Here is a 21,830-nt window from a genome sequence, read left to right as displayed (position 1 = left end):
GTATCAAAGCAAAAATGATTGGGTGGCAATTCGCCAATTTGGCCGGCGGTCAGAAATCACTTTGAGACGATCGGATGTGCTATACTGAGTAAAATATTTTGAATTGGTGGAGGTTTATTATGATCATTCGGTTTATTCTCTCACTTGGCCTCGCATTGTCTTTGGCCGCTACTGCACCACAGACTGCGCGGGCGGACGCGGGTGACTTTATAGGTGGTGCCGTTGTCGGTGGGGTCCTGGGTTATGCGATTGGACAGGACCAGCAGAAGAAAAAGGCCCAGAGAACAACGCGGACAACCCGGACCTACCGGCAAACCATACCGTCGACCACGCAGGGTGCGCAGACTCAGACGGCACTGAACTATTTCGGCTATAATGCCGGACGGGTCGATGGTCAGGTCGGCCGTGGGACGCGATCAGCAATCGAACGCTATCAGGCTTCGATGGGCTACCCCATTAATGGCTATGATTTTCAGCCGTATCAGCGCGATTTCCTGATGCAGGCCTACTATTGGGCGACCAGCGGAGGTCAGGCCACAACGCAGTTGACCGGTCAGCCTTTGTTGATGGCCTATCGTCAGCACCTCCACTCAGGTTCTGCCCTGGCCGTTGCGCCCCAGGCACCAGCCGCACCGGCGCCCGCTGGAACGACCCCTGTTGCGACTCAGCCAGCACCTGCGCCAGAGCCCGAAGCCAACACAACCGAAACGGCGTCTGCCACCCTGCCAAGCCTGTTTTCTGGCGGAACCGGTGGCCCGTCGCTCGCCAATCGGTGCAGCGGGGTCATGCTGCAGACCTCCACCAATGGTGGGTATACGACCCTGACAAACATGTCCGACCCTGATTTCGCGCTGAGCGAACAGTTTTGTCTGGCCCGCAGCTATGCAATGTCGCGTGGTGAAGACCTGATGCAGGACATCCAAGGGCTGACGCCAGATCAGGTGGCTGCGCAGTGCAATAGCTATGGCGATATGCTGGCACCGCAGGTCGTGGCGCTGTCGCTCAGTTCAAAAACGGACGCGGAAACGCAGATGCGCAAACTGGCTCTGGAATCTGGGTTGAGCCCCGAAGATCTGGCCGCAACCAGCAAAGTCTGTCTGGCAATCGGCTACCGCGAAGACAACATGGACGTCGCTGTCGGCTCTGCCCTGATGCTGGTTGCCATGGGTGAGCCAGCTTACGGCGAGCTGATCGGCCACCACCTGCGCGAAGGTTTCGGCGTGCAAGAGCGTCGCGATCTGGCCCTGCAGTGGTACGACGCAAGCCTTTCAGCCTTGGACGCGGGATCGCAGGCGGTTTTCCTGCCGTCGCAGTCTGATCGCCCCCAACTCCTGCGCGCAGCGGTAACGCAAGCCCAGTAGGCGAAGAACTCATGTCTGTTGAATGAAGAACGCCGCGGTGCTGATTGCATCGCGGCGTTGAGATTGCGTCATTGGGTTTGTCTCGTTCGACAAAACCAACTGCGTTGGGGCATTCAAAATGCCCCAAATGCGCAACTTGCATTCAGTAATTCAAAAGCATGAGTTGCTTAAGAGCCGCCGACAGGTATCTTGAGGCAGCTTGATTACAAAAGGGGCGGTCTGGGATGGCGTCATCTCGCCTAAACAAGGGGTTACTGATCTGCATTCTTTTTGCTGTGGTACCGGGATGCGGCAGCAAGGCTCAGGATCAAAGCGCAGCGGTCGCAACACAAGCTGATAGCGCCGCTCAAACCTCGTCATTCGCTTCAAAAGGGATTGACCCTGCCACCTATGCCGGTCGCTTCCAAATCAAACTGACCAAGGAAGTTCCGCTTCGCGACATTCCGGTTCCTTTCACGGTCTACGGCGGTCTTGAGGAATCCAGTCCGACCCGTTTGCGACTGCGGGCATTCATGGACTTGCGGGGTTTGCAGGAAAAAGCACCGCAGATACTAACAGGCCCTTTGGAGGAAAGCTGCAATCGTCAGATTTATCTTGAGGTCCGAGACGTCACCGCCATAGGCGAAACTGTAAAAGTTGAAGGCTCAGCCCGTGCCCAATTCACGCGGTGTAAACGGAACGAAGAACCCGGAATTCGCTACTTTGGCGCTACCGTGGATGCGATCGCGGTCGCCAAGGCCGAAGTGAAGGGCCAATGCCTTACCTTCAGCATCGAAAGCGTTGACCTCAGCCCGCGTGGTTTCATCGGAGGCGTGAGCAATCTTTTTGGACTAACCAACCGCATCAACGACGCCGTTCTGGAAAAAGGCGGAGAATTCCTGGCTGCCAACCCAGTCTGCCCGCCACTGCCTTCGGAGTTCGCGGTTCTGGACCCAATCTACGAATCCGGCGGCACCCGCGAAATTGCACCCGGCGGGATGGGAGCGGCCGTTGTCGGGTCGGCGGATGTCAGCGCCGAGACAATTGTTGAAGTTCTCGCGGGTCTGAAAGAGCTTGGCGTATTGGAGTTTGCCGAATGAGACTTTGGTTAATGATCCCGGTCTTGGTGGCGACGACCCTGAACGCCCGCGCTCCGGAAGCCGAGCAGGTCAATTTTTTGATCGATGCGTCCCTGCCTGTTCGCGACACGGAACTGCCTTACACGCTTGACCTGAACCTCACCGCTGCTGCGCCGACACGGATCGGGGTAGGTGCGCTTCTCGATCTGCGTGAAATGCAGAGAATTGTGCCCGAGCGACTAGCCAACAACGCAATCGTCGACAATTGCGGCCTGCAGGTTCGGCTGGATGACCTAAGCTTCAACGCTCAGGGCGACGCAATCGGCCTGGATGGGGCGGTCACTGTCACGATTTTCGAATGCAGCCGCACCAGTGATCGCGACTTTCAGCGCGGTGAAGAAAAAAGAGCTATTGCGGCCAACATGTCCACCGAAGCTACCGTCGAATTGCGCGACAACTGCGCCTACTTCAAACTCATTGACCTGACACTTACAGCACCCGAAGCACAGCGAGAGCAACTATTGGAAGATGACACATTGGAATCCGTCAAGGAATTGATGCTGGCCGCAGTCGGTCTTGTGCTAAACGACACCCCGTTGTGCCCGGAACTCCCGGCAGAGCTGGCGTCCCTTGATCCTGTTTATGACAAGGGCGGCCCGCGTGAGATCGGAGACGGTGGTCTTGGCGTTTTCTTGGACGGTTCCGTTGATGTCAGCCCATCCACGATCCTCGACATACTCACAGTTCTTCAGCAGCAAGAACTGATCCCCGGTCGACCCTAGCCAACGCTGTTTCTGCCCTTATGCCGCCGGGCCGAGAATTGGTTTCGCCAAAATAAAACGCCGCGGCGCTCGTGGCATCGCGGCGTTCAAAACAAGTGGGAAGACCCCTTAGCCCTGCTTGGTGACCTGCGTAAAGTCCAGCTCGACCGGGGTTTCGCGACCAAAGATCGAAACCGAAACCTTCAGCTTCTGGTTTTCGTCGTCCACGCCCTCGACCATGCCGTCGAAATCTTCGAACGGGCCGTCGTTGACCTTGACCTTCTCGCCAACCTCGAAGGTGATCATCAGCTTTGGCGCTTCTTCACCTTCCTGAACACGGTTGAGGATCTGGTTCACCTCAGCGTCGCGCATCGGCATCGGGCGACCTTGCGGGCCCAGAAAGCCGGTGACGCGGTTGATCGAGTTGATCAGGTGATACCCCTGATCCGACATTTCCATGTGCACCAGGACGTAACCGGGCATGAAGCGACGCTCGGTCGTGACCTTCTTGCCGCGACGTACCTCGATAACCTCTTCTGTGGGGACCAGCACTTCGTCGATGTCGTCTTCAAGGCCCTGTTCGGCCACGGATGTGCGGATCTGCTCTGCGATCTTCTTTTCGAAGTTCGAAAGAACGCTGACCGAGTACCACCGTTTCGCCATGAACCTGTCGTCCTTGTTTGCCTTCGGAGCGTCCATTTGGTCGGACGCGTCCATCATTGAAATTCTATCACGTGACCCGGAATAAAAAGCGGCGCGCAGCCCGAATCGCCGCACGCCCATTCCGAATAGTACCGTGTCAACTACTCTGACATCGCGCGCTGTGCAAGAGGGCAGTGACGTTTCCGCACCGCCCTGACCGACTTAGCCGAATGCACCCAGGATCAGCTGCAGACCGCCGCGAATGCCCAGATCGACCAGCGCAAAGAACACAGCGGTCAGTGCCGCCATGATGAACACCATGACCGTGGTCAGCAGAACTTCGCGCCGGGTCGGCCAGACGACCTTGGAAACTTCGGCACGGACTTGCTGAATGAACTGGATCGGGTTTGTGGTGGCCATTTGGCTTGGTTCTCTCTGCTAGCGGATAGGCCGGACATAACCGGGCATTGCGGCAATTTCAAGGGCACTCAGGGCTTGGGCTTGTCGTCCCATTCATCGCTGAGGATGCGACGCGCGTCGCCTTCGGGGTCGTCATACTGGTTCGATCGAACCGTGTAGACAAATGCCACCAGGCCAACCCCGCCCAGAAACAGGGAAATCGGTATCAGATAGGCCAGAACTTCCATATCAACTACCTCAGGCGCAGAGCGTTCAGGGACACAGTAATGGACGAGGTCGACATCGCCAAAGCCGCTATCAGCGGAGTGGCAAGCCCGGCCACGGCCAAGGGTACGGCGATGATATTGTAAACCGTCGCGATGCGGAAGTTCTCGCGAATCCGTTTCGTTGCCTTGACCGCCGTGTCACAGGCGTCCGCAATTGGCGACAGGTCGTTGCCCAGCAGCACGATATCCGACGCAACCCGCGCCGCATCCAGCGCCGATGCCGGAGAAATCGACACATGCGCCGCAGCCAGCGCGGCCGTATCGTTCAACCCGTCGCCAACCATCAATACATGACGCCACTTATCGCTGAGCGCCTGTACATGGGCGGCCTTGTCCTGGGGCAGAGCCTCGGCAATCCAGGTTTCAATGCCCAGCTTGCCGGCCAGCGCCTGAACCGCGCCCTTAGTATCCCCCGAGATCAGGATGACCTCTTTCCCGGCATCGCGAAACGCCTTTACGGCCTCAGCCGCGCCTGGGCGCAATGAGTCCGTGAACAGGAACGCGGCGGGTGCCTGACCCGCAATGGCCAGCCAGGCGGCTGTTTGGCTACCTTCGTCACCGCCCGTCCATCCGGCGCGACCAAGGCGAACGCGCTGGCCGCGATAGGTGCCTTCGGTGCCATAGCCGGGCACCTCGACGACATCTTCGACACGGGCGGGCTTGATACCCGCGTCTTTGGCCGATTTGGCAAGCGACACGGACAAGGGGTGCGAGGACGCCTCGGCCAGCGCCAGCGCTACTTCAAGGTCGGCGCGGGAATGATCCCCCAGATTGATCAGTTTGGGGGTGCCGGAGGTCAGCGTTCCGGTCTTGTCGAACACGACTGTGTCGACCTCGGCCAGACGCTCCAGCGCGGTGGCGTGTTTGATCAGCATCCCCTTGCGGAACAACCGCCCCGAGGCCGCCGTTGTCACCGCAGGCACGGCAAGTCCCAGCGCACAGGGACAGGTGATGATCAGGACGGCCGCGGCAATATTCAGCGCCGTACGGACATCGCCGGAATAGATATACCAACCAACGAAACTGAGCGCGGACAGGATATGGACCCCCGGTGCGTAAAGCTTGGCGGCCTTATCCGCCAGCGACGTGTATCGCGACCGACCCGATTCAGCGATGGCAACGAGATCGGCCATACGATGCAGCGACGTATCCTCGCCCACTGCGGTTGCCCGGATGGTCAGCGGCCCGGTCAGATTGACTTCGCCCGCGCTGACGTCCAGCCCGGCCTCGGCAAAAACCGGCAAGGTTTCCCCTGTCAGCAAGGAACGGTCAAGTTCCGAGGTGCCGGATACGATCTGCCCATCCACAGGCATGCGTCCACCCGGGCGCACAAGTACCAGATCACCCACAGCGAGGCTTGTAACCGAGACCTCTTGTTCGACGCCGTCCACCAGACGAATTGCCCGAGGGACCTCAAGCGCGGTCAGTTCTTCGGCCGCGGAACGCGCCGCAGCACGGGTGCGATAGTCCAGATACCGCCCGGCCAGCAGGAAGAAGGTTAGCGTGAGGGCCGCATCGAAATAGGCGTGTTTGCCGCTCAGCGCGGTCTCCCATAGTGATGTGACCAGCGCCAGCAGGATGGCCAGCACGATTGGCACGTCCATGTTCAGACGGCGCACACGTAGGGCGCTCCAGGCGTTGGCAAAGAAGGGCTGCCCGGAAAATGCAATCGCGGGCAGCGCGATTGCCGCCGAAATCCAGTGGAACATGTCGCGCGTTGCGTCTGTGGCCCCGGACCAGACCGACACAGACAGCAGCATCACGTTCATCGAGGCGAACCCGGCCACCGCCAGCCGCATCAGCAAGTCGCGCCCCGCCTTGTCCGCCTGCGTGGCAGACAGCGCGCCCGGGTCCAGCTCATGCGCTTCATAGCCTGCCCGTTCCAGCACCGGGATCAGATCAGCGGCGCGCGTTTCCGGTGCGGCTTTGATCATGGCGCGTTTAAGAGTCAGATTGACCCGCGCATCCTCGACCCCCGGATGGGCGTTCAGCTCGCGTTCAACATTCGCGATACAGGCCGAGCAGTGAATACCCGGCAGAGACAAGGCAATCTGCACATCCTCAGGAATAGGCCGCGCGGGTTCCGCCGGGGTGGCGATGCAACCCGGACATGCCGCCGTACCTGAGCTGAGCTGAGCCGTCATCCCCTACCCTTTCACGTACAACGGCACACGCTGCGCAAACTCGGCACCGCTGCTGTCCTTGGCCACAAGGCGGATGTTCCAATTCCCTTTGCCCAGCGTCGCTGGCGTGGAATAGGCGTTACCGTCAAAGGTAAAATCGGGGCTGAAATCGTCTTTCACGTGAGTCGCACGGCCCACAACCGCCTGCAGCTCGGCCACTTGAACCGGGGCGCCGGACTGGTCGGTAATGTGCAAGATCAGAAGACCACCCGTGTTTTCGGCCCGGATCTCCCAACCCAGTTCCTGTTGAACCTTCAGGCGCTCGTTGAACTCCTGACTGGCAACATACGAGTTCTTAACCTCAAGCCCCGGAAAGGTTTTAACGGCGCTGTAGGCAAGCACGAGGTTGACAGTGATGATCACCCCAAATGCGGCGACAAAAACCGCCAGGGCATGTTTCCCGGTAAATTGACGCTCTGCCATATCAGTTTCCTCGTCCATTGAACGTCGTGTCCTTGTAGGCGCGCTCACCGCTTTGCAGGTCTTCGATCCAGATCCGTACCGGCGTCGTGTCGGCCGCTGCCGGATCGGTGTCTTTGGATGCGATGATATAGACCCGCTCTAGCTGTGCAGTATCGGCGGTCACGTTCACTGTATCAAGCTGGGTGCCCTCAATCACGAGACGCATCGCCGGATCACCGGCCAGAGACAGCTTGAACAGCCGATCCTCACCATGCTTGTTGCGCAGCCGCACGTCATAGGTGTTGCGGATCGTCCCGTCAGACAAGGTCACGAAGGTCGGGTTACGCACCGGCGCCACGGTGACCTCGATGTCCGAGCGAATGAACAGAGCAAACAGCAGTGCAAAGCCCACCAAAGACCACAGCGCCGTGTACATGATGGTCCGGGGACGCAGGATATGTTTCCAGACGCTCTTGGGTGGCTGACCTTCGCGCTCGCGCGTTTCGTCGCTCAGCGCCATATAGTCGATCAGACCGCGCGGCTTGCCGATCTTGGCCATCATGTCGTCGCAGGCGTCGATACACAGGGCGCATGTGATGCATTCCAGCTGCTGGCCGTCGCGAATGTCGATACCAACCGGACAAACGTTCACGCAGGCCATGCAGTCGATGCAGTCGCCCAGCTCGGAATCCGCAGTCCGTTTTCCTTTGCCCCGCGGCTCACCCCGCCACTCACGATACCCGACGACCAGGGTGTCTTCGTCCATCATCGCGGCCTGAATCCGTGGCCAAGGGCACGCGTAGATACAGATCTGTTCGCGGGCAAACCCACCGAACAGGAAGGTCGTGCCGGTCAGGATCAGCATGGTCGTATAGGCGACGGGATGCGCGTTCCCGGTGACCAGATCGCGTGCAAGCGTCGGCGCATCAGCAAAATAGAACACCCAGGCCCCGCCGGTCGCCAAACCGATCAGCAGCCAAGCGGTCCACTTGGTCAGACGCAGACGCGCCTTCCGAAAATCCATCTTTTCCTGCCGATGCAAGCGCAAGCGGGCGTTGCGATCCCCTTCGATCCAACGCTCGACAAGGATAAACAAATCGGTCCAGACCGTCTGCGGACAGGCATAGCCGCACCACACGCGACCCAGCGCCGAGGTGAACAGGAACAGGCCAAGCCCTGCCATGATCAGAAGGCCGGCCACGAAATAGAACTCGTGCGGCCAGATTTCGATCCAGAAGAAATAGAAACGGCGGTTTGCCAAATCCAGAAGCACCGCCTGATCGGGAAGACTGGGGCCCCTGTCCCACCTGATCCAGGGCGTGATGTAGTAGATACCCAGAGTGACCGCGAGGATGATCCATTTCAGGTTTCTGAACGGCCCGGAAACGCGCCTTGGGAAAATGGGTTCTCTTGCAGCGTACAGGCTAGGTGCAGGGTCGGAATCGCTCACGGGCTGGCTCCAGATGTGGCTTTGTCACGGCGTCTTTTTCCAGATCACAAAGGTAGTCACTTTGACATGGGTCAAAAGCGCATCGTGCAGACACCTTTTGTCACAGCTTACCAGTTCGCCCCCCTTCTTACCCAACAGTTTTTTGGGACGCTTGCGCCTGCCAAAAGAGAGAAAAACAAGGGAAATCGGAGGTTTTTTGTCTCAACGGGCGGAAAAGAGAAATGACCCGATCACGTTGTTGTCCGACAAAATGCCGCGCCACGAAGCGCATGGACAACGCAACAGGACAATGACCCACCGCTGGACCGACAAAAGCACGAATTGTAGGATAAGGATTAAGCACCGGCTGTTCAGGAAACGCGCGAACAGATGGAACAGCCGGTGCCTCAACCTTCGGGCGGTTAACCGTCCGAAGGTATTCTTATGACCTTACTGACCGCCACCCAACTGGTGGACATAGGCAGTTACCGCGCGGATCTGCGCATCGGTCAGGCGATTTTCCCACGGGGGCATCACGCCAAAGCGACTATAGGTGACCGTCTCGGTCAGCGCCTCTTGGCTGCCACCGTAAAGCCAGATCGCATCCGTCAGGTTCGGTGCACCCTGGGTGACATCGCCTTTACCGTCTTCGCCGTGGCAGACTGCGCAGTTATCTTCGAAGACAACCTTGCCCGCCTGTGCCGCCGCATCATCGGTCTGCGCATTGGTCAGGGACATCACGTACTGGACCACTTGGGTGATATCATCCTTTTCAAGGATTTCACCAAAGGCCGGCATCTCGGAATAGCGCGCATCGTCGCTTTCTTCGTTCCGGATCCCATAAGCAACGGTGTACTCGATATCCTCAAGCGAACCGCCCCACAGCCATGCGTCGTCCAGCAAGTTCGGGAACCCAGCCGCGCCTTGCGCACCCGAGCCGTGGCACTGGGCACACCAGGTACGGAAGACCGCACTACCCGCATTTACAGCATATTGCTGCAATTCTGGGTCCTTCGAGATGTCCTCAAGCGGGGTTTCAACCAGCTTGGCATTCCAAGGGGCATTTGCCTCTTCAAACTCGACCAGTTCTTCTTGGACCAAGGCGCGGGACGACCAGCCCAGAACACCGGCTGTTGCCGACTGTACCAGAGGCCAGGCTGGGTACATGATCGTATAGATCACACCCCAGAAGATCGTGGCGTAGAAGGTCCACAGCCACCAACGAGGCATCGGGTTGTCGAATTCCTCGATCCCGTCCCAGGTGTGTCCGGTTGTTTTTGGATCGCCCGGCAGTTTTTCAGATGGTTTGCTCATTTCCTCGCCTCCTCGGGTTCGGCGGGTTTGTCTTCGTGCCGGAACGGAATGTTGGCGGTGTCTTTGTACTCCTTGCTGGCACCGGGGCGGAAAACCCAGACCACAATGCCAATAAAGAAGACAAACAGCAGCAACAGCATCCAGCTATCCGCGAATTGCCTTAGGATTGTGTATTCTTCCATCACACCCTCCTGTTAGCGGCTCGGATCCGGGGTGAAGGTCGAGAAATCAACCAAAGTACCCAGCATCTGCAGATAGGCGATCAGCGCGTCCGCTTCGGTCAGCTCGGGCTGGCCGTCAAAGTTACGGATGTTGACCTTATCGCCATACCGTTCGAGCAACCCGTCAAAGTCGCTGTCCGGATCTGCCTGTGCACGGAAGTCCGCGACGGCGTTTTCCAGCATCTCTTCGGTATACGGGGTTCCGACCACTGCGTTTGCCGCCATGATGTCACCAATGTAACGACCGTCGATCTTGCGCTGTTCCAGGAAGCCGTACTTGGGCATGACCGACTCCGGCACGACTGACTGTGCATCACGCAGGTGGCGCACATGCCAATCATCCGAGTAACGGCCGCCAACGCGCGCCAGATCAGGACCCGTACGCTTGGAGCCCCACTGGAACGGGTGGTCATACATCGACTCAGCCGCCAGCGAGTAGTGGCCATAGCGCTCGACCTCGTCCCGCATTGGGCGGATCATCTGGCTGTGGCAGACATAGCAGCCTTCGCGGATGTAGATTTCACGACCCGCCATTTCGAGTGGGGTGTAAGGGCGCATGCCCTCCACCTTCTCGATGGTGTTCTCAAGGTAGAACAGCGGGGTGATCTGAACGATGCCACCGATGGTCACGACCAGGAAGCTGAAGATCAGCAGGAGGGTCGCGTTGGTCTCGAGGATCTTATGTTTGTCGAGAATTGCCATTGCTCCGGCCCTCCTTATTCAGCCGGGACCGCGACGGACAGGCTGGCTTCTTTGGCCGGCGCTTTCCGCACAGTCATCCACAGGTTGTAGCACATGATCACGCCACCAGCGACGTAGAGAACACCGCCCAGCGCACGCACCACATACATCGGGAACTTGGCCGCCACGGTGTCGGCGAAAGAGTTCACCAGGAAGCCGTTGGCATCCACTTCACGCCACATCAGGCCTTCCATGATACCGGTGACCCACATCGATGCCGCGTAGAGCACGATGCCGATGGTTGCGAGCCAGAAGTGCCAGCTGACCATCTGCAGCGAATACAGGCGATCGCGTTTCCACAGGACCGGCACCAGGAAGTACAGCGCACCAAAGGTGATCATGCCATTCCAGCCCAGCGCGCCCGAGTGCACGTGACCAATGGTCCAGTCGGTATAGTGAGACAGGCTGTTCACAGCGCGGATCGACATCATCGGACCCTCGAACGTGGACATGCCGTAGAAACCGACCGAGATCACCATCATACGGATCACCGGATCGGTGCGCAGCTTGTCCCATGCACCCGACAGGGTCATCAGACCGTTGATCATACCACCCCAGGACGGCATCCAAAGGATGATCGAGAACACCATGCCCAGCGTCGAAGCCCAGTCAGGCAGCGCGGTATAGTGCAGGTGGTGCGGACCGGCCCAGATGTACAGGAAGATCAGCGCCCAGAAGTGGATGATCGACAGCTTGTACGAGAATACGGGACGTTCGGCCTGTTTCGGGATGAAGTAGTACATCATACCCAGGAAGCCCGCGGTTAGGAAAAAGCCCACAGCGTTGTGGCCATACCACCACTGGATCATGGCGTCTTGTACGCCGGACCAGACGATGACCGATTTAGAGCCCCAGATGCTGACCGGGATGGTCATGTTGTTGACCAGGTGCAGCATCGCGACAGTCACGATGAACGCCAGGTAGAACCAGTTCGCCACGTAGATATGCGGCTCTTTCCGCTTGACGATCGTGCCCAGGAAAACGGCCAGGTAAGCGACCCAAACAACGGTCAGCCACAGGTCAACATACCACTCTGGCTCTGCATATTCCTTGGACTGCGTTCCGCCCAGAACATAGCCAGTCGCGGCCAAAACGATGAATAGCTGATAGCCCCAGAATACGAACCACGCCAGGTTACCGCCCCAAAGCCGCGCGGCGCTGGTGCGCTGAACCACGTAGAATGATGTCGCGATCAACGCGTTGCCGCCAAACGCAAAAATCACCGCCGAGGTATGCAGCGGGCGCAGACGGCCGAAGTTCAGGTACCCTTGCGCCCATTCGAAGTTCAGCACCGGAAAGGCGAGCTGGAACGCGATGAACGTCCCTGCGATGAACCCGATGACGCCCCAGAAGGCCGTCGCGATCACGCCATAGCGGATCACGTCATCCATGTATTCGGCCGAGCGGTCAACGAGGATATCTGGCTCATCCGTGTTTCTCAGCGTCCAGATGAACAAACCACCGGCGATCAGCATCACCAGAATTGCATGCACCTGATACGCCAAATCGCGTGCATAGTTGGTTCCGATCGCCGCGAATATCGCGATCAGACCAAGCACGATCAGCTTGATGTAATTTGACATATTGCGTCCCTTTGCCATGCCCCGCGCGATCCTTGTTTAGTCGCGGAACCTATTTGACTGGCCGCTGTTGTGTCCCACGGCGGCCAGACTTGCTTTGATCTGTGTCAAGACAATACGCCGAAATCTGTGACAATCCTAAGCCTTAAGGATGAGCTGCGTCGTCGCAGGTGACTCAGTCCCCCAGGCAAGAGGTCAAGATGGCTTACAAATCTCTTCTCACAGTCGTAACGGACGCGGAACAATCAAAACCGGCTTTGGCTCAAATGGTCGCACTGGCGGATGGACAAGACGCACATGCCGACGCGCTGTGTCTTGGCGTGGATCGCAGTCAGGCTGGGTATTACTACGCGGGCGCGAACGCACTGGTCCTGCAAGAGACTCTGAGCCGGGCCAATGCCGAAGCCGACGAGCTGTTGGTTCATACCAAAGATTACCTGGGTAAATCCGGAATTCGCTGGTCTGCGGAAAGCGGTGTCGCGCAAATAGCCGATATCGGCCGTCACGTTGCCCATCGCGCCCGTTTCTCCGATCTGGTTGTCCTTCCGCAACCTTACGGCAAAGATCGGGGGGCAGAGTCTGAACCGATTGTCGAAGCGGCCATGTTCGAAGGTCACGCACCTGTTCTGGTCACACCCGAAAACGCGACGCCTTTCCAACGTCCCGGCACGATTTTGATCGGCTGGAATGAAAGCGTCGAGGCCATGCGCGCCATTCGTCGCGCGCTGCCGTTCCTGGTACAGGCTGATGTGGTTCGGATCGTTGTCATCGACCCGCCGCGCCACGGCCCGGATCGATCTGACCCGGGCGGGCTGTTGTCTCAGATGTTGGCCCGCCATGGGGCCAAGTGTGAAATTGACGTGCTGAGTAAAACCATGACGCGCGTCTCGGACATTCTGAACCGGCACGCCGCTGACAGCGAAGCGGATATGATTGTCATGGGTGCCTACGGCCATTCGCGGTTCCGCGAGGCGATCCTGGGCGGGGCCACCCGCAACATGCTGGAACAAGCTTCGGTGCCGGTTTTTATGGCACACTGAAAAAGCCCAGGACCACCCGTTCCGGCGGGTGGTTCAAGCGCGTTTGATCAATCCGATCACGAACAGCAGGATGACCGCACCAATCGTCGCAAAAAAGATCGACGAAAAAACACCGCCGCCGACAGAAAAGCCCAACGCCGGAAAGATCGTGCCCGCAAGGAATGCGCCAATGATCCCAACGATCACGTTACCGATCAGGCCAAAGCCCCGGCCTTCCATAATCTTGCCCGAAAGCCACCCGGCGATGCAGCCGATGATAAGCATTGCCAAAAGGCTACTGAATTCCATGTCATGCTCCTGACTGGTTTATTCACCAAGCCAGTAAACCACGGAAAACTCTCAGAGAACAGGATTAAACCAGGAACCCGCCATCCGAATCGTCGCCAGCCTCTTCCATCAGGCGACGCATATCCGGGATCGTCACGTGGCGTTTGCCCTCCAACTGGATAATCCCGTCTTTCTTGAGCGCCGAGATCTGGCGGCTGACGGTTTCGAGGGTCAGGCCCAGATAGTCTGCCATCGCCTCACGCGTCAGCGGAAGGTCGAACACGATGGGCGCAGGCTTGTCCTTTGGCGTGATCGAAGCATCGCGGCGGGCAATGATAGACAGCAGGCTGGCAATCTTTTCGCGCGCGGTCTTGCGCCCCAGCACCAGCATCCATTCGCGGGCGGCATCCAGCTCGTCCAGCGTCATCTGCAGCAGGCGATGAGCGATGTGCGGGGTAGTATTCATCAGATCTTCGAACGGTTTCTTGCGAAAGCAGCACATGACCAGATCGGTCGTGGCCTGCACGTCGTAGGGCGCGGCTTCGCGCCCCGGTCGCCCGACAAAGTCGCTGGGCAGCAGAAGGCCAACCATTTGTGTGCGTCCGTCTTCCATCGTCTGCGTCAACGAAGCAATCCCGGACACGACCGAGCCGACAAAATTCATCTGATCACCGGACCAGATAATCGTCTGCCCTGCCTCGAAGGTGCGGTAATACTTGATGTCTTCAAGCTCTTCCAACTCATCGGCATCACAATGCGCACAAACGGCGCGGTGCCGGATTGGACAGTCCGAACAGTTGGTGTGGTCAAATTGAGCTTTTAGCATCGTGCGCGGTTCCACTTGATCTCGGTCAAGGTTTCTGTGTCGACGGTGCCTTAACGGTATCGCTATGATAGTGAAACCGCAATTGGCAAAGCTTGGACTATTTGACGCGAAAGTCCCGCGTTACACAAGCTACCCCACAGCCCCGCATTTCAGCAATGATGTGGGGCCAAGTCTTTTTGGTGACTGGATTTCCGGAATCAAACCCGGCAGCTCCGTGTCGCTTTACGTCCATGTTCCGTTCTGCCGCAGACTATGCTGGTTTTGCGCCTGCCGCACCCAAGGGACTCAGACCGACAGCCCTGTGGTTGCCTATGTGGACGTCCTGAAGGCAGAGCTGGATCTGCTGGCCGCCCACTTGCCCGAAGGCGTGACACTGTCGCGCTTGCATTGGGGCGGCGGCACGCCCACCTTGCTGAACCCGGACCTGATGCGGGATTTGGCGGCGCGCATCCTCGAGATCGTGCCCCTTGGACCGGATGCCGAGTTTTCGGTGGAAATCGACCCCAATGAAATCGACGAAGCCCGTCTGGACGCACTGGCCGAAGCGGGCATGAACCGCGCCTCGATCGGCGTGCAGGATTTTGACGACGACATTCAAAAAACCATCGGTCGCATCCAAAGCTATGACACCACGCGTAACGCCGTCGACATGATCCGCGCGCGCGGCATCACAAGCCTGAATGCCGACATTCTGTACGGGTTGCCGCATCAGACCAAAGCGAAGATGACCGAGAGCGTGCAAAAGCTGTTGTCGCTCAGCCCTGATCGAGTGGCGCTATACGGTTACGCTCATGTGCCGTGGATGGCAAAACGGCAGCAATTGATTCCAACGGACGCCCTGCCCACACCCGAAAACCGCCTGGACCTTTTTGATACAGCGCGGCGGCTTTTCCTATGGGACAACTACGCCGAGATCGGGATCGACCACTTTGCGACACAGGATGACGGGCTAACGCATGCGCTGAACGCAGGCCGGTTGAAACGTAATTTCCAAGGCTACACCGACGATCAGGCCGAGGTTTTGATCGGAGTCGGCGCAAGCTCGATCTCGAAATTCCCGCAAGGCTATGCTCAAAACGCACCGGCAACCTCGGCGCATACAAAAGCCATCCGCGATGGCCAGTTCTCGATCTCTCGCGGGCATCTGTTCAAGGGTCAGGACATCCTGCGCGCCCGCCTGATCGAAGCTTTGATGTGCGACTTCCGCATCAATTCGGCCGAAATCCTGCGCGATCATACCATTTCCGAGGCCGACCTGCGCGATATGTACGAGGCTGCGAATTCTGAATTTGACGGGTTGCTCAGCATCACCGACGACGGGTTGTTCGTTCCGCCCGAAGCCCGCCCGCTGACCCGGATGATCGCGCGTAGCTTTGACGCCTATGACCTCAGCAAGGCAGGTCACAGTTCGGCGATCTGATCCCATAGCTGGGACAAGACTTGACGCGAAGGGTGTGTTTTCCCCACACTCAGGGGGCGGGTGAACATCCGCCCCGCGCCCGAGGCAGGCAAAATACCAGACAGCATGTGCCGAGGCATTCGCGCTCGACCGCCCTTTTCGTGCAGCCGTTCTGCAACTTGAAAGAGGGACAGCATCCATGCGCGTTTTTTCCGTCCTCGGCCCCAGCCAATCGGGCAAAACTACTCTGGTCGAGGCCATAAGCCGCCTCGATGGCCGGCCAACCACATTCGACGTATCCGGGACCGTGCATTTGCACGGTTTTTCTTATTTAGGCGAGCCCTGGTGTGCCATTGACGTGAACGGGGGCAGCGACACGCTGGCCTATGTGGGGCCTGCAATGGCGATCTCGGACGCGGCTGTTGTCGTCGTGCCGCCGGACCCCGATGCCGCCGTGCTGTGCGCCCCGTATTTGCGCTTGGTGGAAGAGGCGGGCATTCCCTGCTTCCTGTTCATCAACCGCATGGACAGTCCCAATGGCCGCATCCGCGACATCATCGCAGCCCTGCAGACCTATTGCACCCATCACATCGCCTTGCGGCAGGTGCCGATCCGGGATGGGGACACGATCATCGGCGCAGTTGACCTGATTTCTGAACGCGCCTGGAAGTATCAGGAAGGACAACCCTCGGCCCTGATCGAACTGCCACAATCCGTGGAAGACCGCGAACAGGAAGCCCGGACGGAATTGCTGGAAACGCTTTCCGATTTCGATGACCACCTGCTGGAACAGTTGATCGAAGACAAACAACCACCGAGCGAGGAAATCTACGATCTGGCCGCTCAAGTTCTGCAGAACCATCAATTAATACCAGCCTGCTTGGGCTCGGCCAGCCACGGAAACGGCCTGACCCGGTTGATGAAAGCGTTGCGGCACGAGGCACCCGAGTTCGATATCGCCGCAGGGCGGGACGAAGCCGAGGAAACCGCGCGTGCTATAGCCGGGTTCGCGGATGTCAAAAAACATATCGGCAAGATCATCGTCCTGCGCGGGCTGGGCAAAGGCGTCAAGGCGCATGAAGCTCTGGGCGGTGACACGGTTGGTAACCTGACGACATTGGACGCCAAGACTCAAATCGCTGAACTAGAGGCCGGGCAGATTGGGCTGGCTGTAAAGTCAGACCACCTTAATCCGGGCAACCTGTATGACAGCACCGGGGCCACGCCGTTACCGGAATGGGCCGACTCTCATCCAGCGGCTCACCGGCAGGTCGTATCCCCTACGCATGAGCGCGATGATGTGCGCCTTTCCAATGCGCTGACCCGGCTGACCGAGATCGATCCCGGACTGCATCTCGAACAAGATGAGCTGAGCGGTCACGCGGTCCTGGGTTCGCAAGGGCCCCAACATATGCGTCGCATCAGCGCCAAGCTGGCCGAGGATTTCGGGATCGAGATCGATACCGAACAGGTTGAAACCGCCTATCGCGAAACCATCCGCGCGCCTGTCGAGCACCGCCACCGCCACCGCAAGCAATCAGGTGGCGCAGGGCAATTTGCCGACGTCGTCATCTCGATCGCGCCTACCCCGCGTGGCGCAGGGTTCGAGTTCGAAGAGGTAGTCAAGGGCGGTGCCGTTCCCCGAAACTATATCCCTTCGGTCGAACACGGTGCCAAAGATGCGTTGGCGCAGGGTCCCGAGGGCTTTCCCGTTGTTGATGTCAAAGTCACCCTGAGCGACGGCAAGCATCACAACGTCGACAGCTCGGACTATGCGTTCCGTACCGCTGGAAAGAACGCGGTACGTGAAGCGCTGCCACAGGCGAAACCGGTGGTGCTACAACCCATCCTGAACGCTGAGATTCACTTGCCGTCAGATTTTGTTGGCGATCTGGTGCCCACGATCAGCTCTCTGCAGGGTCAGGTCTTGGGCTTTGAGGGCAACCCAAATGCTTCGGGCTGGGAAATCTTCAACGCCCAGCTGCCCGCCGTCGCCGAGGACGAGCTGCACCGCACACTCGCCAGTGCCACACGCGGCACCGGCTGGGTCAAGCTAAGCTTTGATCACTACGAAGAGTTGCGCGGGCCGGTCCCCAAATCAGCCGCTCGGGAAAAGGCAACTGCCTGAAATTTGGGGCGGGCTGGTGTCAGCCCGCCGCCGCTATCAGCTCGCGGGTGTAATCCGTCTGCGCGTTTTCGAACAGGTCCTCGGCCGAGCCCATCTCGATCACGTCTCCGTTCCGCATCACGATCACGTTGTGCGACATCGCGCGTACGACCTTGAGGTCGTGGCTGATAAACAAGTAGGCCAGCCCATATTTCCGCTGAAGATCGCGTAGAAGATCAACAATCTGAACCTGCACCGTCATGTCCAACGCGCTGGTCGGCTCGTCCAGAACCAGCAGTTTGGGCCGCAGAACCATGGCTCGGGCGATGGCAATGCGCTGGCGCTGACCGCCTGAAAACTCGTGCGGATAGCGGTCCATCGCAGCAGGGTCCAGCCCTACCTCGGTCATCACTTCGGCCACAAGCTCACGCGGCGCGCGGTGGGGGTCAACCTTGTGGATCGCCAACCCTTCGGCGATGATCTGTTGGCAGGTCATCCGCGGGCTGAGGCTGCCGAAGGGATCCTGAAACACGATCTGCATGTCCTTGCGCAAACGTCGGAGCTCGCGCGTGGACCAGCGGCGTACATCCTGATCCCTGAAAGTGATGCCGCCCTCAGACGCGATCAAACGCATGATGGCCAGCGCCAAAGTGGTTTTGCCGGACCCACTTTCGCCCACGATACCCAGAGTTTCACCTGCACGTACGCTAAGCGTGGCGTCGTTCACGGCCTTCACAAACCCGACAGTGCGTTTCAGGAATCCGCGTTGGATCGGGAACCAGACCTTCAGATGCTCGGTGCGGGCGACCTCTTCGGCGTCGGCGGCCACCGGGTCGGGGTGGCCGGACGGTTCTGCCGCCAGCAGCTTGCGAGTGTAAGGATGCTGAGGGTTGTCAAATATCTCGCGCGTGGCACCGGTTTCGACAATCTCGCCATCCTTCATCACACAGACCCGGTCCGCGATACGGCGGACAATGCCCAGATCATGGGTTATGAACAGCATCCCCATGTTTTCAGACTTCTGCAGTTCGGCCAGCAATTCAAGGATCTGCGCCTGAATCGTTACGTCCAGCGCGGTTGTCGGTTCGTCCGCGATCAGGATGTCGGGCTTGTTTGCGAGCGCCAGAGCGATCATCACGCGCTGGCGTTGGCCGCCAGACAGTTGGTGCGGATAGCTGTCCAAGCGTTCCTCGGGATCACGGATGCCGACTTTCGTCAACAGTTCAACGATCCGGTCTCGCGCGGCATCGCCGGACAGGCCCTGGTGCAAGGCCAGCGACTCGGCCATCTGCTTTTGGATGGTATGCAGCGGGTTCAGCGAGGTCATCGGCTCTTGGAAGATAAAGCTGATATCGTTGCCCCGTACTTCCATCAGCTTGGCCTCTGACGCGCCAATCATCTCATCCCCGTCATATTTGACGGAGCCTTCGACCATCGCACTGTCGCCCAGCAACGAAACAGTGCTGAGCGCGGTCACAGATTTTCCCGATCCGGATTCGCCAACCAACGCGACCGTTTCGCCCCGGTCCACGGTAAATGACACACCCTTGACCGCGGCTGAAACCTGACCGTCCTGCCGGAAGGACACCTTGAGGTTATTCACATCCAACAGGCTCATGAAAAGGTCTTTCTGGGATCAAACGCATCGCGGACGCCTTCGAAGATGAAGACCAGAAGCGACAGCATGATGGCAAAGGTGAAGAAGGCGGTGAAGGCCAGCCACGGGGCCTGCAGGTTCTGTTTCGCCTGCAAGGTCAGCTCACCCAGCGACGGGGCCGAGGACGGAAGGCCAAAGCCAAGGAAGTCCAGCGAGGCCAGCCCTCCGATCGTGCCCGTCACGATGAACGGCATGAAGGTCAGCGTGGCAACCATCGCGTTGGGCAGCATATGGCGGAACATGATGGTCATGTTGCCCACACCCAGCGCTCGCGCAGCGCGGACGTATTCAAGGTTCCGAGCCCGCAGGAACTCTGCGCGCACGACGCCGACCAGACCGGTCCAACTGAACAGGATCATCAACGCCACAAGCAGCCAGAAACTTCGGCCCAGAATGGCAAACATGATGATAATCACGTAAAGCGACGGCGTCGCGGACCATATCTCAATGATCCGTTGGAATATCAGGTCAAGCCATCCGCCAAAAAAGCCCTGTATCGCTCCGGCAAAGATGCCGATCAGGCTGGCCACACCAGTGACCATCAGCGTGAACAGGATGGACAAGCGGAAGCCATAGATCACACGGGCCAGAACGTCGCGTTTGGTGTCATCCGTACCCAGCAGGTTCTGACCATTGGGGGGCAGCGGCGCGGCACCCGGTCGGTCGACGCTGGTGTTGAAGGAATACGGGATCAGCGGCCAGATGGCCCAGCCGCGCTCGTACCCGTCAGCCTGGAACGTGCCGGTCTTGATCTCATCAATGATCCCTTCGGGATCGTCAAAGCATTCTTCAAGTCCGCCGCTGTCGATCAGACATTGCACCTCGGGGTCGCGATAGATTGCTTCGGTCTGGAAGTCCCCGCCAAACTCGGTTTCCGGGTAGAAATTGAAGATCGGGGTATAGAACTCACCCCGGTACTTCACCAGGATCGGTTTGTCGTTTGCGATGAACTCGGCAAACAGCGACAGGCCAAACAGGACCGAAAAGATGATAAGCGACCAAAAGGCCCGACCGTTGCGGCGGAAATTGCGCCAGCGGCGCTGGTTGAGTGGAGAGAGCGCCATTTAACCCTCCCGCTTTTCGAAGTCGATGCGCGGGTCAACCAGCACATACATCAGGTCGCTGATGATGCCGACAACCAGGCCCATCAGGCCAAAGATAAAGAGCGTGCCGAAGATCACCGGATAATCACGCGCAACAGCGGCCTCAAAGCCCAATCGACCCAGACCGTCCAGCGAGAAGATCGTTTCGATGATAATTGAGCCACCGAAGAAAACGCCGATGAACACCGCCGGAAAACCTGCGATCACGATCAGCATCGCGTTTCGGAACACATGGCCATAGAGCACTTTGCTTTCGCTCAGGCCCTTGGCGCGGGCCGTCATGACGTACTGTTTCTTGATCTCATCCAAGAACGAATTCTTGGTCAGCAGCGTGAGCGTCGCAAAAGCCGAGATCGTCAGCGCAATGATCGGCAGCGTGATGTGCCAAAAGTAGTCGACGATCTTTCCGAATAGGCTCAGGCTGTCCCAGTTGTCCGACGTCAGGCCCCGCAGCGGGAAGATTTGATAGTAGGACCCACCGGCAAACAGCACCAGCAGCAGAATGGCGAACAGGAAGCCCGGGATGGCATAGGCGACAATGATGGCGCCGCTAGTCCATGTATCAAACTGTGATCCGTCCTTGATCGCCTTGCGAATGCCCAGCGGGATCGACACCAGATAGGCGATCAGGGTCGACCACAGGCCTAGTGAGATCGACACCGGCATCTTTTCCAGCACCAGATCAATCACGCTGATCGAGCGAAAATAGCTCTCACCAAAATCCAGCGTCAGGTAGTTGCCCATCATGTCGAGGAAGCGCTGAACCGGAGGTTTGTCGAACCCGAATTCCTTCTCGAGCTCTTCAATGAACTCGGGCGGAAGGCCGCGTGCACCTATGTAGCGGTCATTCGCGCCACCGGTTTGCTGTTCGATATCGCTGCCGCCACCGGCGATGCCTTCGAACACATCACCGCCGCCTTCCATCTGGGCAATGATCTGTTCAATCGGACCGCCGGGAACGAACTGAACCAGCGTGAAGTTGACGATCATGATCCCCAGCAATGTGGGGATCACCAGCAACAGGCGTCTTAGGATATATGCTCCCATGGGGGC

General features: G+C 58.6%; 21 protein-coding genes. 6 read left to right on the top strand and 15 right to left on the bottom strand.

Annotation, left to right across the window (positions count from 1 at the left end; genetic code table 11):
* The first annotated feature begins 119 nt into the window (after positions 1 to 119).
* The 3 genes from GOV53_RS15540 to GOV53_RS15530 all read left to right on the top strand — a co-directional run bounded on the left by GOV53_RS15540 (position 120) and on the right by GOV53_RS15530 (position 3,201).
* Positions 120 to 1,361 (top strand): peptidoglycan-binding domain-containing protein, encoded by a 1,242-nt coding sequence (locus GOV53_RS15540; RefSeq protein ID WP_170468080.1) that lies wholly within the window; start codon positions 120 to 122, stop codon positions 1,359 to 1,361.
* A 224-nt stretch (positions 1,362 to 1,585) separates the two neighbouring features.
* Positions 1,586 to 2,440: a hypothetical protein gene (locus GOV53_RS15535; protein ID WP_170468078.1), complete on the top strand. Its 855-nt coding sequence runs from the start codon at positions 1,586 to 1,588 to the stop codon at positions 2,438 to 2,440.
* A complete protein-coding gene (locus tag GOV53_RS15530) occupies positions 2,437 to 3,201 on the top strand; it encodes a hypothetical protein (RefSeq protein ID WP_170468077.1) in 765 nt (254 codons plus the stop codon). Before GOV53_RS15535 ends, GOV53_RS15530 begins: the two co-directional genes overlap by 4 nt.
* A 108-nt stretch (positions 3,202 to 3,309) precedes the next feature.
* On the opposite strand, the gene nusG is transcribed toward GOV53_RS15530, so the two are convergent.
* The 10 genes from nusG to ccoN form a co-directional block, all read right to left on the bottom strand.
* The gene (nusG, locus tag GOV53_RS15525) at positions 3,310 to 3,843 is read right to left on the bottom strand and encodes a transcription termination/antitermination protein NusG (RefSeq protein ID WP_170427716.1); all 534 of its coding nucleotides are present in this window, start codon (positions 3,841 to 3,843) and stop codon (positions 3,310 to 3,312) included.
* A 201-nt stretch (positions 3,844 to 4,044) separates the two neighbouring features.
* A complete protein-coding gene (secE, locus tag GOV53_RS15520; RefSeq protein ID WP_170427365.1) occupies positions 4,045 to 4,242 on the bottom strand; it encodes a preprotein translocase subunit SecE in 198 nt (65 codons plus the stop codon).
* 68 nt (positions 4,243 to 4,310) lie between these two features.
* Positions 4,311 to 4,469 (bottom strand): cbb3-type cytochrome oxidase assembly protein CcoS, encoded by a 159-nt coding sequence (gene ccoS, locus GOV53_RS15515; protein WP_170355309.1) that lies wholly within the window; start codon positions 4,467 to 4,469, stop codon positions 4,311 to 4,313.
* Between the two features lie 5 nt (positions 4,470 to 4,474).
* Entirely contained in the window at positions 4,475 to 6,652 is a 2,178-nt protein-coding gene (locus tag GOV53_RS15510) for a heavy metal translocating P-type ATPase (RefSeq protein ID WP_170468075.1), read from the bottom strand.
* A gap of 3 nt (positions 6,653 to 6,655) precedes the next feature.
* Entirely contained in the window at positions 6,656 to 7,114 is a 459-nt protein-coding gene (locus tag GOV53_RS15505) for a FixH family protein (protein ID WP_170468073.1), read from the bottom strand.
* A gap of 1 nt (position 7,115) precedes the next feature.
* Positions 7,116 to 8,543, bottom strand: coding sequence for a cytochrome c oxidase accessory protein CcoG (ccoG, locus tag GOV53_RS15500; RefSeq protein WP_170427368.1), 1,428 nt, complete (start codon positions 8,541 to 8,543; stop codon positions 7,116 to 7,118).
* Between the two features lie 429 nt (positions 8,544 to 8,972).
* Positions 8,973 to 9,836 carry a cytochrome-c oxidase, cbb3-type subunit III gene (gene ccoP, locus GOV53_RS15495; RefSeq protein ID WP_170468071.1) on the bottom strand — a complete coding sequence of 288 codons (864 nt, stop codon included), beginning with the start codon at positions 9,834 to 9,836 and terminating at the stop codon, positions 8,973 to 8,975.
* Positions 9,833 to 10,018, bottom strand: a complete 186-nt coding sequence (locus GOV53_RS15490) for a cbb3-type cytochrome oxidase subunit 3 (RefSeq protein WP_170468069.1) — start codon at positions 10,016 to 10,018, stop codon at positions 9,833 to 9,835. Before GOV53_RS15490 ends, ccoP begins: the two co-directional genes overlap by 4 nt.
* A gap of 12 nt (positions 10,019 to 10,030) precedes the next feature.
* Positions 10,031 to 10,759 (bottom strand): cytochrome-c oxidase, cbb3-type subunit II, encoded by a 729-nt coding sequence (gene ccoO / locus GOV53_RS15485; RefSeq protein ID WP_170468067.1) that lies wholly within the window; start codon positions 10,757 to 10,759, stop codon positions 10,031 to 10,033.
* 14 nt (positions 10,760 to 10,773) lie between these two features.
* The gene (gene ccoN, locus GOV53_RS15480; protein ID WP_170427372.1) at positions 10,774 to 12,381 is read right to left on the bottom strand and encodes a cytochrome-c oxidase, cbb3-type subunit I; all 1,608 of its coding nucleotides are present in this window, start codon (positions 12,379 to 12,381) and stop codon (positions 10,774 to 10,776) included.
* 197 nt (positions 12,382 to 12,578) lie between these two features.
* Between ccoN and GOV53_RS15475 the strand changes: the two genes are divergently transcribed.
* A complete protein-coding gene (locus GOV53_RS15475; RefSeq protein ID WP_170427373.1) occupies positions 12,579 to 13,418 on the top strand; it encodes a universal stress protein in 840 nt (279 codons plus the stop codon).
* A 33-nt stretch (positions 13,419 to 13,451) separates the two neighbouring features.
* Here GOV53_RS15475 and GOV53_RS15470 read toward each other — a convergent pair whose 3' ends face one another.
* Complete coding sequence (locus GOV53_RS15470) at positions 13,452 to 13,706, bottom strand: GlsB/YeaQ/YmgE family stress response membrane protein (RefSeq protein WP_170468065.1); 255 nt, start codon at positions 13,704 to 13,706, stop codon at positions 13,452 to 13,454.
* A gap of 64 nt (positions 13,707 to 13,770) precedes the next feature.
* Entirely contained in the window at positions 13,771 to 14,511 is a 741-nt protein-coding gene (gene fnrL / locus GOV53_RS15465) for a transcriptional regulator FnrL (protein WP_170427375.1), read from the bottom strand.
* Between the two features lie 64 nt (positions 14,512 to 14,575).
* On the opposite strand from fnrL, the gene hemN reads away from it, so the two are divergent.
* Both hemN and GOV53_RS15455 read left to right on the top strand, forming a co-directional pair.
* Complete coding sequence (gene hemN / locus GOV53_RS15460) at positions 14,576 to 15,931, top strand: oxygen-independent coproporphyrinogen III oxidase (RefSeq protein ID WP_170468063.1); 1,356 nt, start codon at positions 14,576 to 14,578, stop codon at positions 15,929 to 15,931.
* 178 nt (positions 15,932 to 16,109) lie between these two features.
* The gene (locus tag GOV53_RS15455; protein ID WP_170468061.1) at positions 16,110 to 18,038 is read left to right on the top strand and encodes an elongation factor G; all 1,929 of its coding nucleotides are present in this window, start codon (positions 16,110 to 16,112) and stop codon (positions 18,036 to 18,038) included.
* A gap of 19 nt (positions 18,039 to 18,057) precedes the next feature.
* Here the strand turns inward: GOV53_RS15455 and GOV53_RS15450 are convergent, their stop codons facing one another.
* The 3 genes from GOV53_RS15450 to GOV53_RS15440 are packed head-to-tail and all read right to left on the bottom strand — an operon-like array spanning position 18,058 to position 21,824.
* Positions 18,058 to 19,635: an ABC transporter ATP-binding protein gene (locus tag GOV53_RS15450; protein ID WP_170468059.1), complete on the bottom strand. Its 1,578-nt coding sequence runs from the start codon at positions 19,633 to 19,635 to the stop codon at positions 18,058 to 18,060.
* Positions 19,632 to 20,738, bottom strand: coding sequence for an ABC transporter permease (locus GOV53_RS15445; RefSeq protein ID WP_170468056.1), 1,107 nt, complete (start codon positions 20,736 to 20,738; stop codon positions 19,632 to 19,634). The genes GOV53_RS15450 and GOV53_RS15445 overlap by 4 nt, the downstream gene beginning before the upstream one ends.
* Positions 20,739 to 21,824, bottom strand: a complete 1,086-nt coding sequence (locus GOV53_RS15440; RefSeq protein ID WP_170427380.1) for a microcin C ABC transporter permease YejB — start codon at positions 21,822 to 21,824, stop codon at positions 20,739 to 20,741.
* Positions 21,825 to 21,830: the final 6 nt, after the last annotated feature.

The sequence above is a fragment of the Ruegeria arenilitoris genome, from assembly GCF_013035315.1.
Classification (GTDB): domain Bacteria; phylum Pseudomonadota; class Alphaproteobacteria; order Rhodobacterales; family Rhodobacteraceae; genus Ruegeria; species Ruegeria arenilitoris_D.
Note: the sequence above shows the minus strand (reverse complement) of the source record. Positions and strands in the feature narration are given on the sequence as shown.

Coding starts and splice junctions, on each gene's coding strand:
- GOV53_RS15530 (WP_170468077.1), top strand. CDS start 2,437: ATGAGACTTTGGTTAATGATCCCGGTCTTGGTGGCGACGACCCTGAAC.
- GOV53_RS15510 (WP_170468075.1), bottom strand. CDS start 6,652: ATGACGGCTCAGCTCAGCTCAGGTACGGCGGCATGTCCGGGTTGCATC.
- GOV53_RS15440 (WP_170427380.1), bottom strand. CDS start 21,824: ATGGGAGCATATATCCTAAGACGCCTGTTGCTGGTGATCCCCACATTG.
- secE (WP_170427365.1), bottom strand. CDS start 4,242: ATGGCCACCACAAACCCGATCCAGTTCATTCAGCAAGTCCGTGCCGAA.
- GOV53_RS15470 (WP_170468065.1), bottom strand. CDS start 13,706: ATGGAATTCAGTAGCCTTTTGGCAATGCTTATCATCGGCTGCATCGCC.
- hemN (WP_170468063.1), top strand. CDS start 14,576: ATGATAGTGAAACCGCAATTGGCAAAGCTTGGACTATTTGACGCGAAA.
- GOV53_RS15490 (WP_170468069.1), bottom strand. CDS start 10,018: ATGGAAGAATACACAATCCTAAGGCAATTCGCGGATAGCTGGATGCTG.
- ccoO (WP_170468067.1), bottom strand. CDS start 10,759: ATGGCAATTCTCGACAAACATAAGATCCTCGAGACCAACGCGACCCTC.
- ccoS (WP_170355309.1), bottom strand. CDS start 4,469: ATGGAAGTTCTGGCCTATCTGATACCGATTTCCCTGTTTCTGGGCGGG.
- GOV53_RS15455 (WP_170468061.1), top strand. CDS start 16,110: ATGCGCGTTTTTTCCGTCCTCGGCCCCAGCCAATCGGGCAAAACTACT.
- GOV53_RS15540 (WP_170468080.1), top strand. CDS start 120: ATGATCATTCGGTTTATTCTCTCACTTGGCCTCGCATTGTCTTTGGCC.
- nusG (WP_170427716.1), bottom strand. CDS start 3,843: ATGGCGAAACGGTGGTACTCGGTCAGCGTTCTTTCGAACTTCGAAAAG.
- GOV53_RS15445 (WP_170468056.1), bottom strand. CDS start 20,738: ATGGCGCTCTCTCCACTCAACCAGCGCCGCTGGCGCAATTTCCGCCGC.
- GOV53_RS15505 (WP_170468073.1), bottom strand. CDS start 7,114: ATGGCAGAGCGTCAATTTACCGGGAAACATGCCCTGGCGGTTTTTGTC.
- GOV53_RS15535 (WP_170468078.1), top strand. CDS start 1,586: ATGGCGTCATCTCGCCTAAACAAGGGGTTACTGATCTGCATTCTTTTT.
- GOV53_RS15475 (WP_170427373.1), top strand. CDS start 12,579: ATGGCTTACAAATCTCTTCTCACAGTCGTAACGGACGCGGAACAATCA.
- fnrL (WP_170427375.1), bottom strand. CDS start 14,511: ATGCTAAAAGCTCAATTTGACCACACCAACTGTTCGGACTGTCCAATC.
- ccoN (WP_170427372.1), bottom strand. CDS start 12,381: ATGTCAAATTACATCAAGCTGATCGTGCTTGGTCTGATCGCGATATTC.
- ccoP (WP_170468071.1), bottom strand. CDS start 9,836: ATGAGCAAACCATCTGAAAAACTGCCGGGCGATCCAAAAACAACCGGA.
- GOV53_RS15450 (WP_170468059.1), bottom strand. CDS start 19,635: ATGAGCCTGTTGGATGTGAATAACCTCAAGGTGTCCTTCCGGCAGGAC.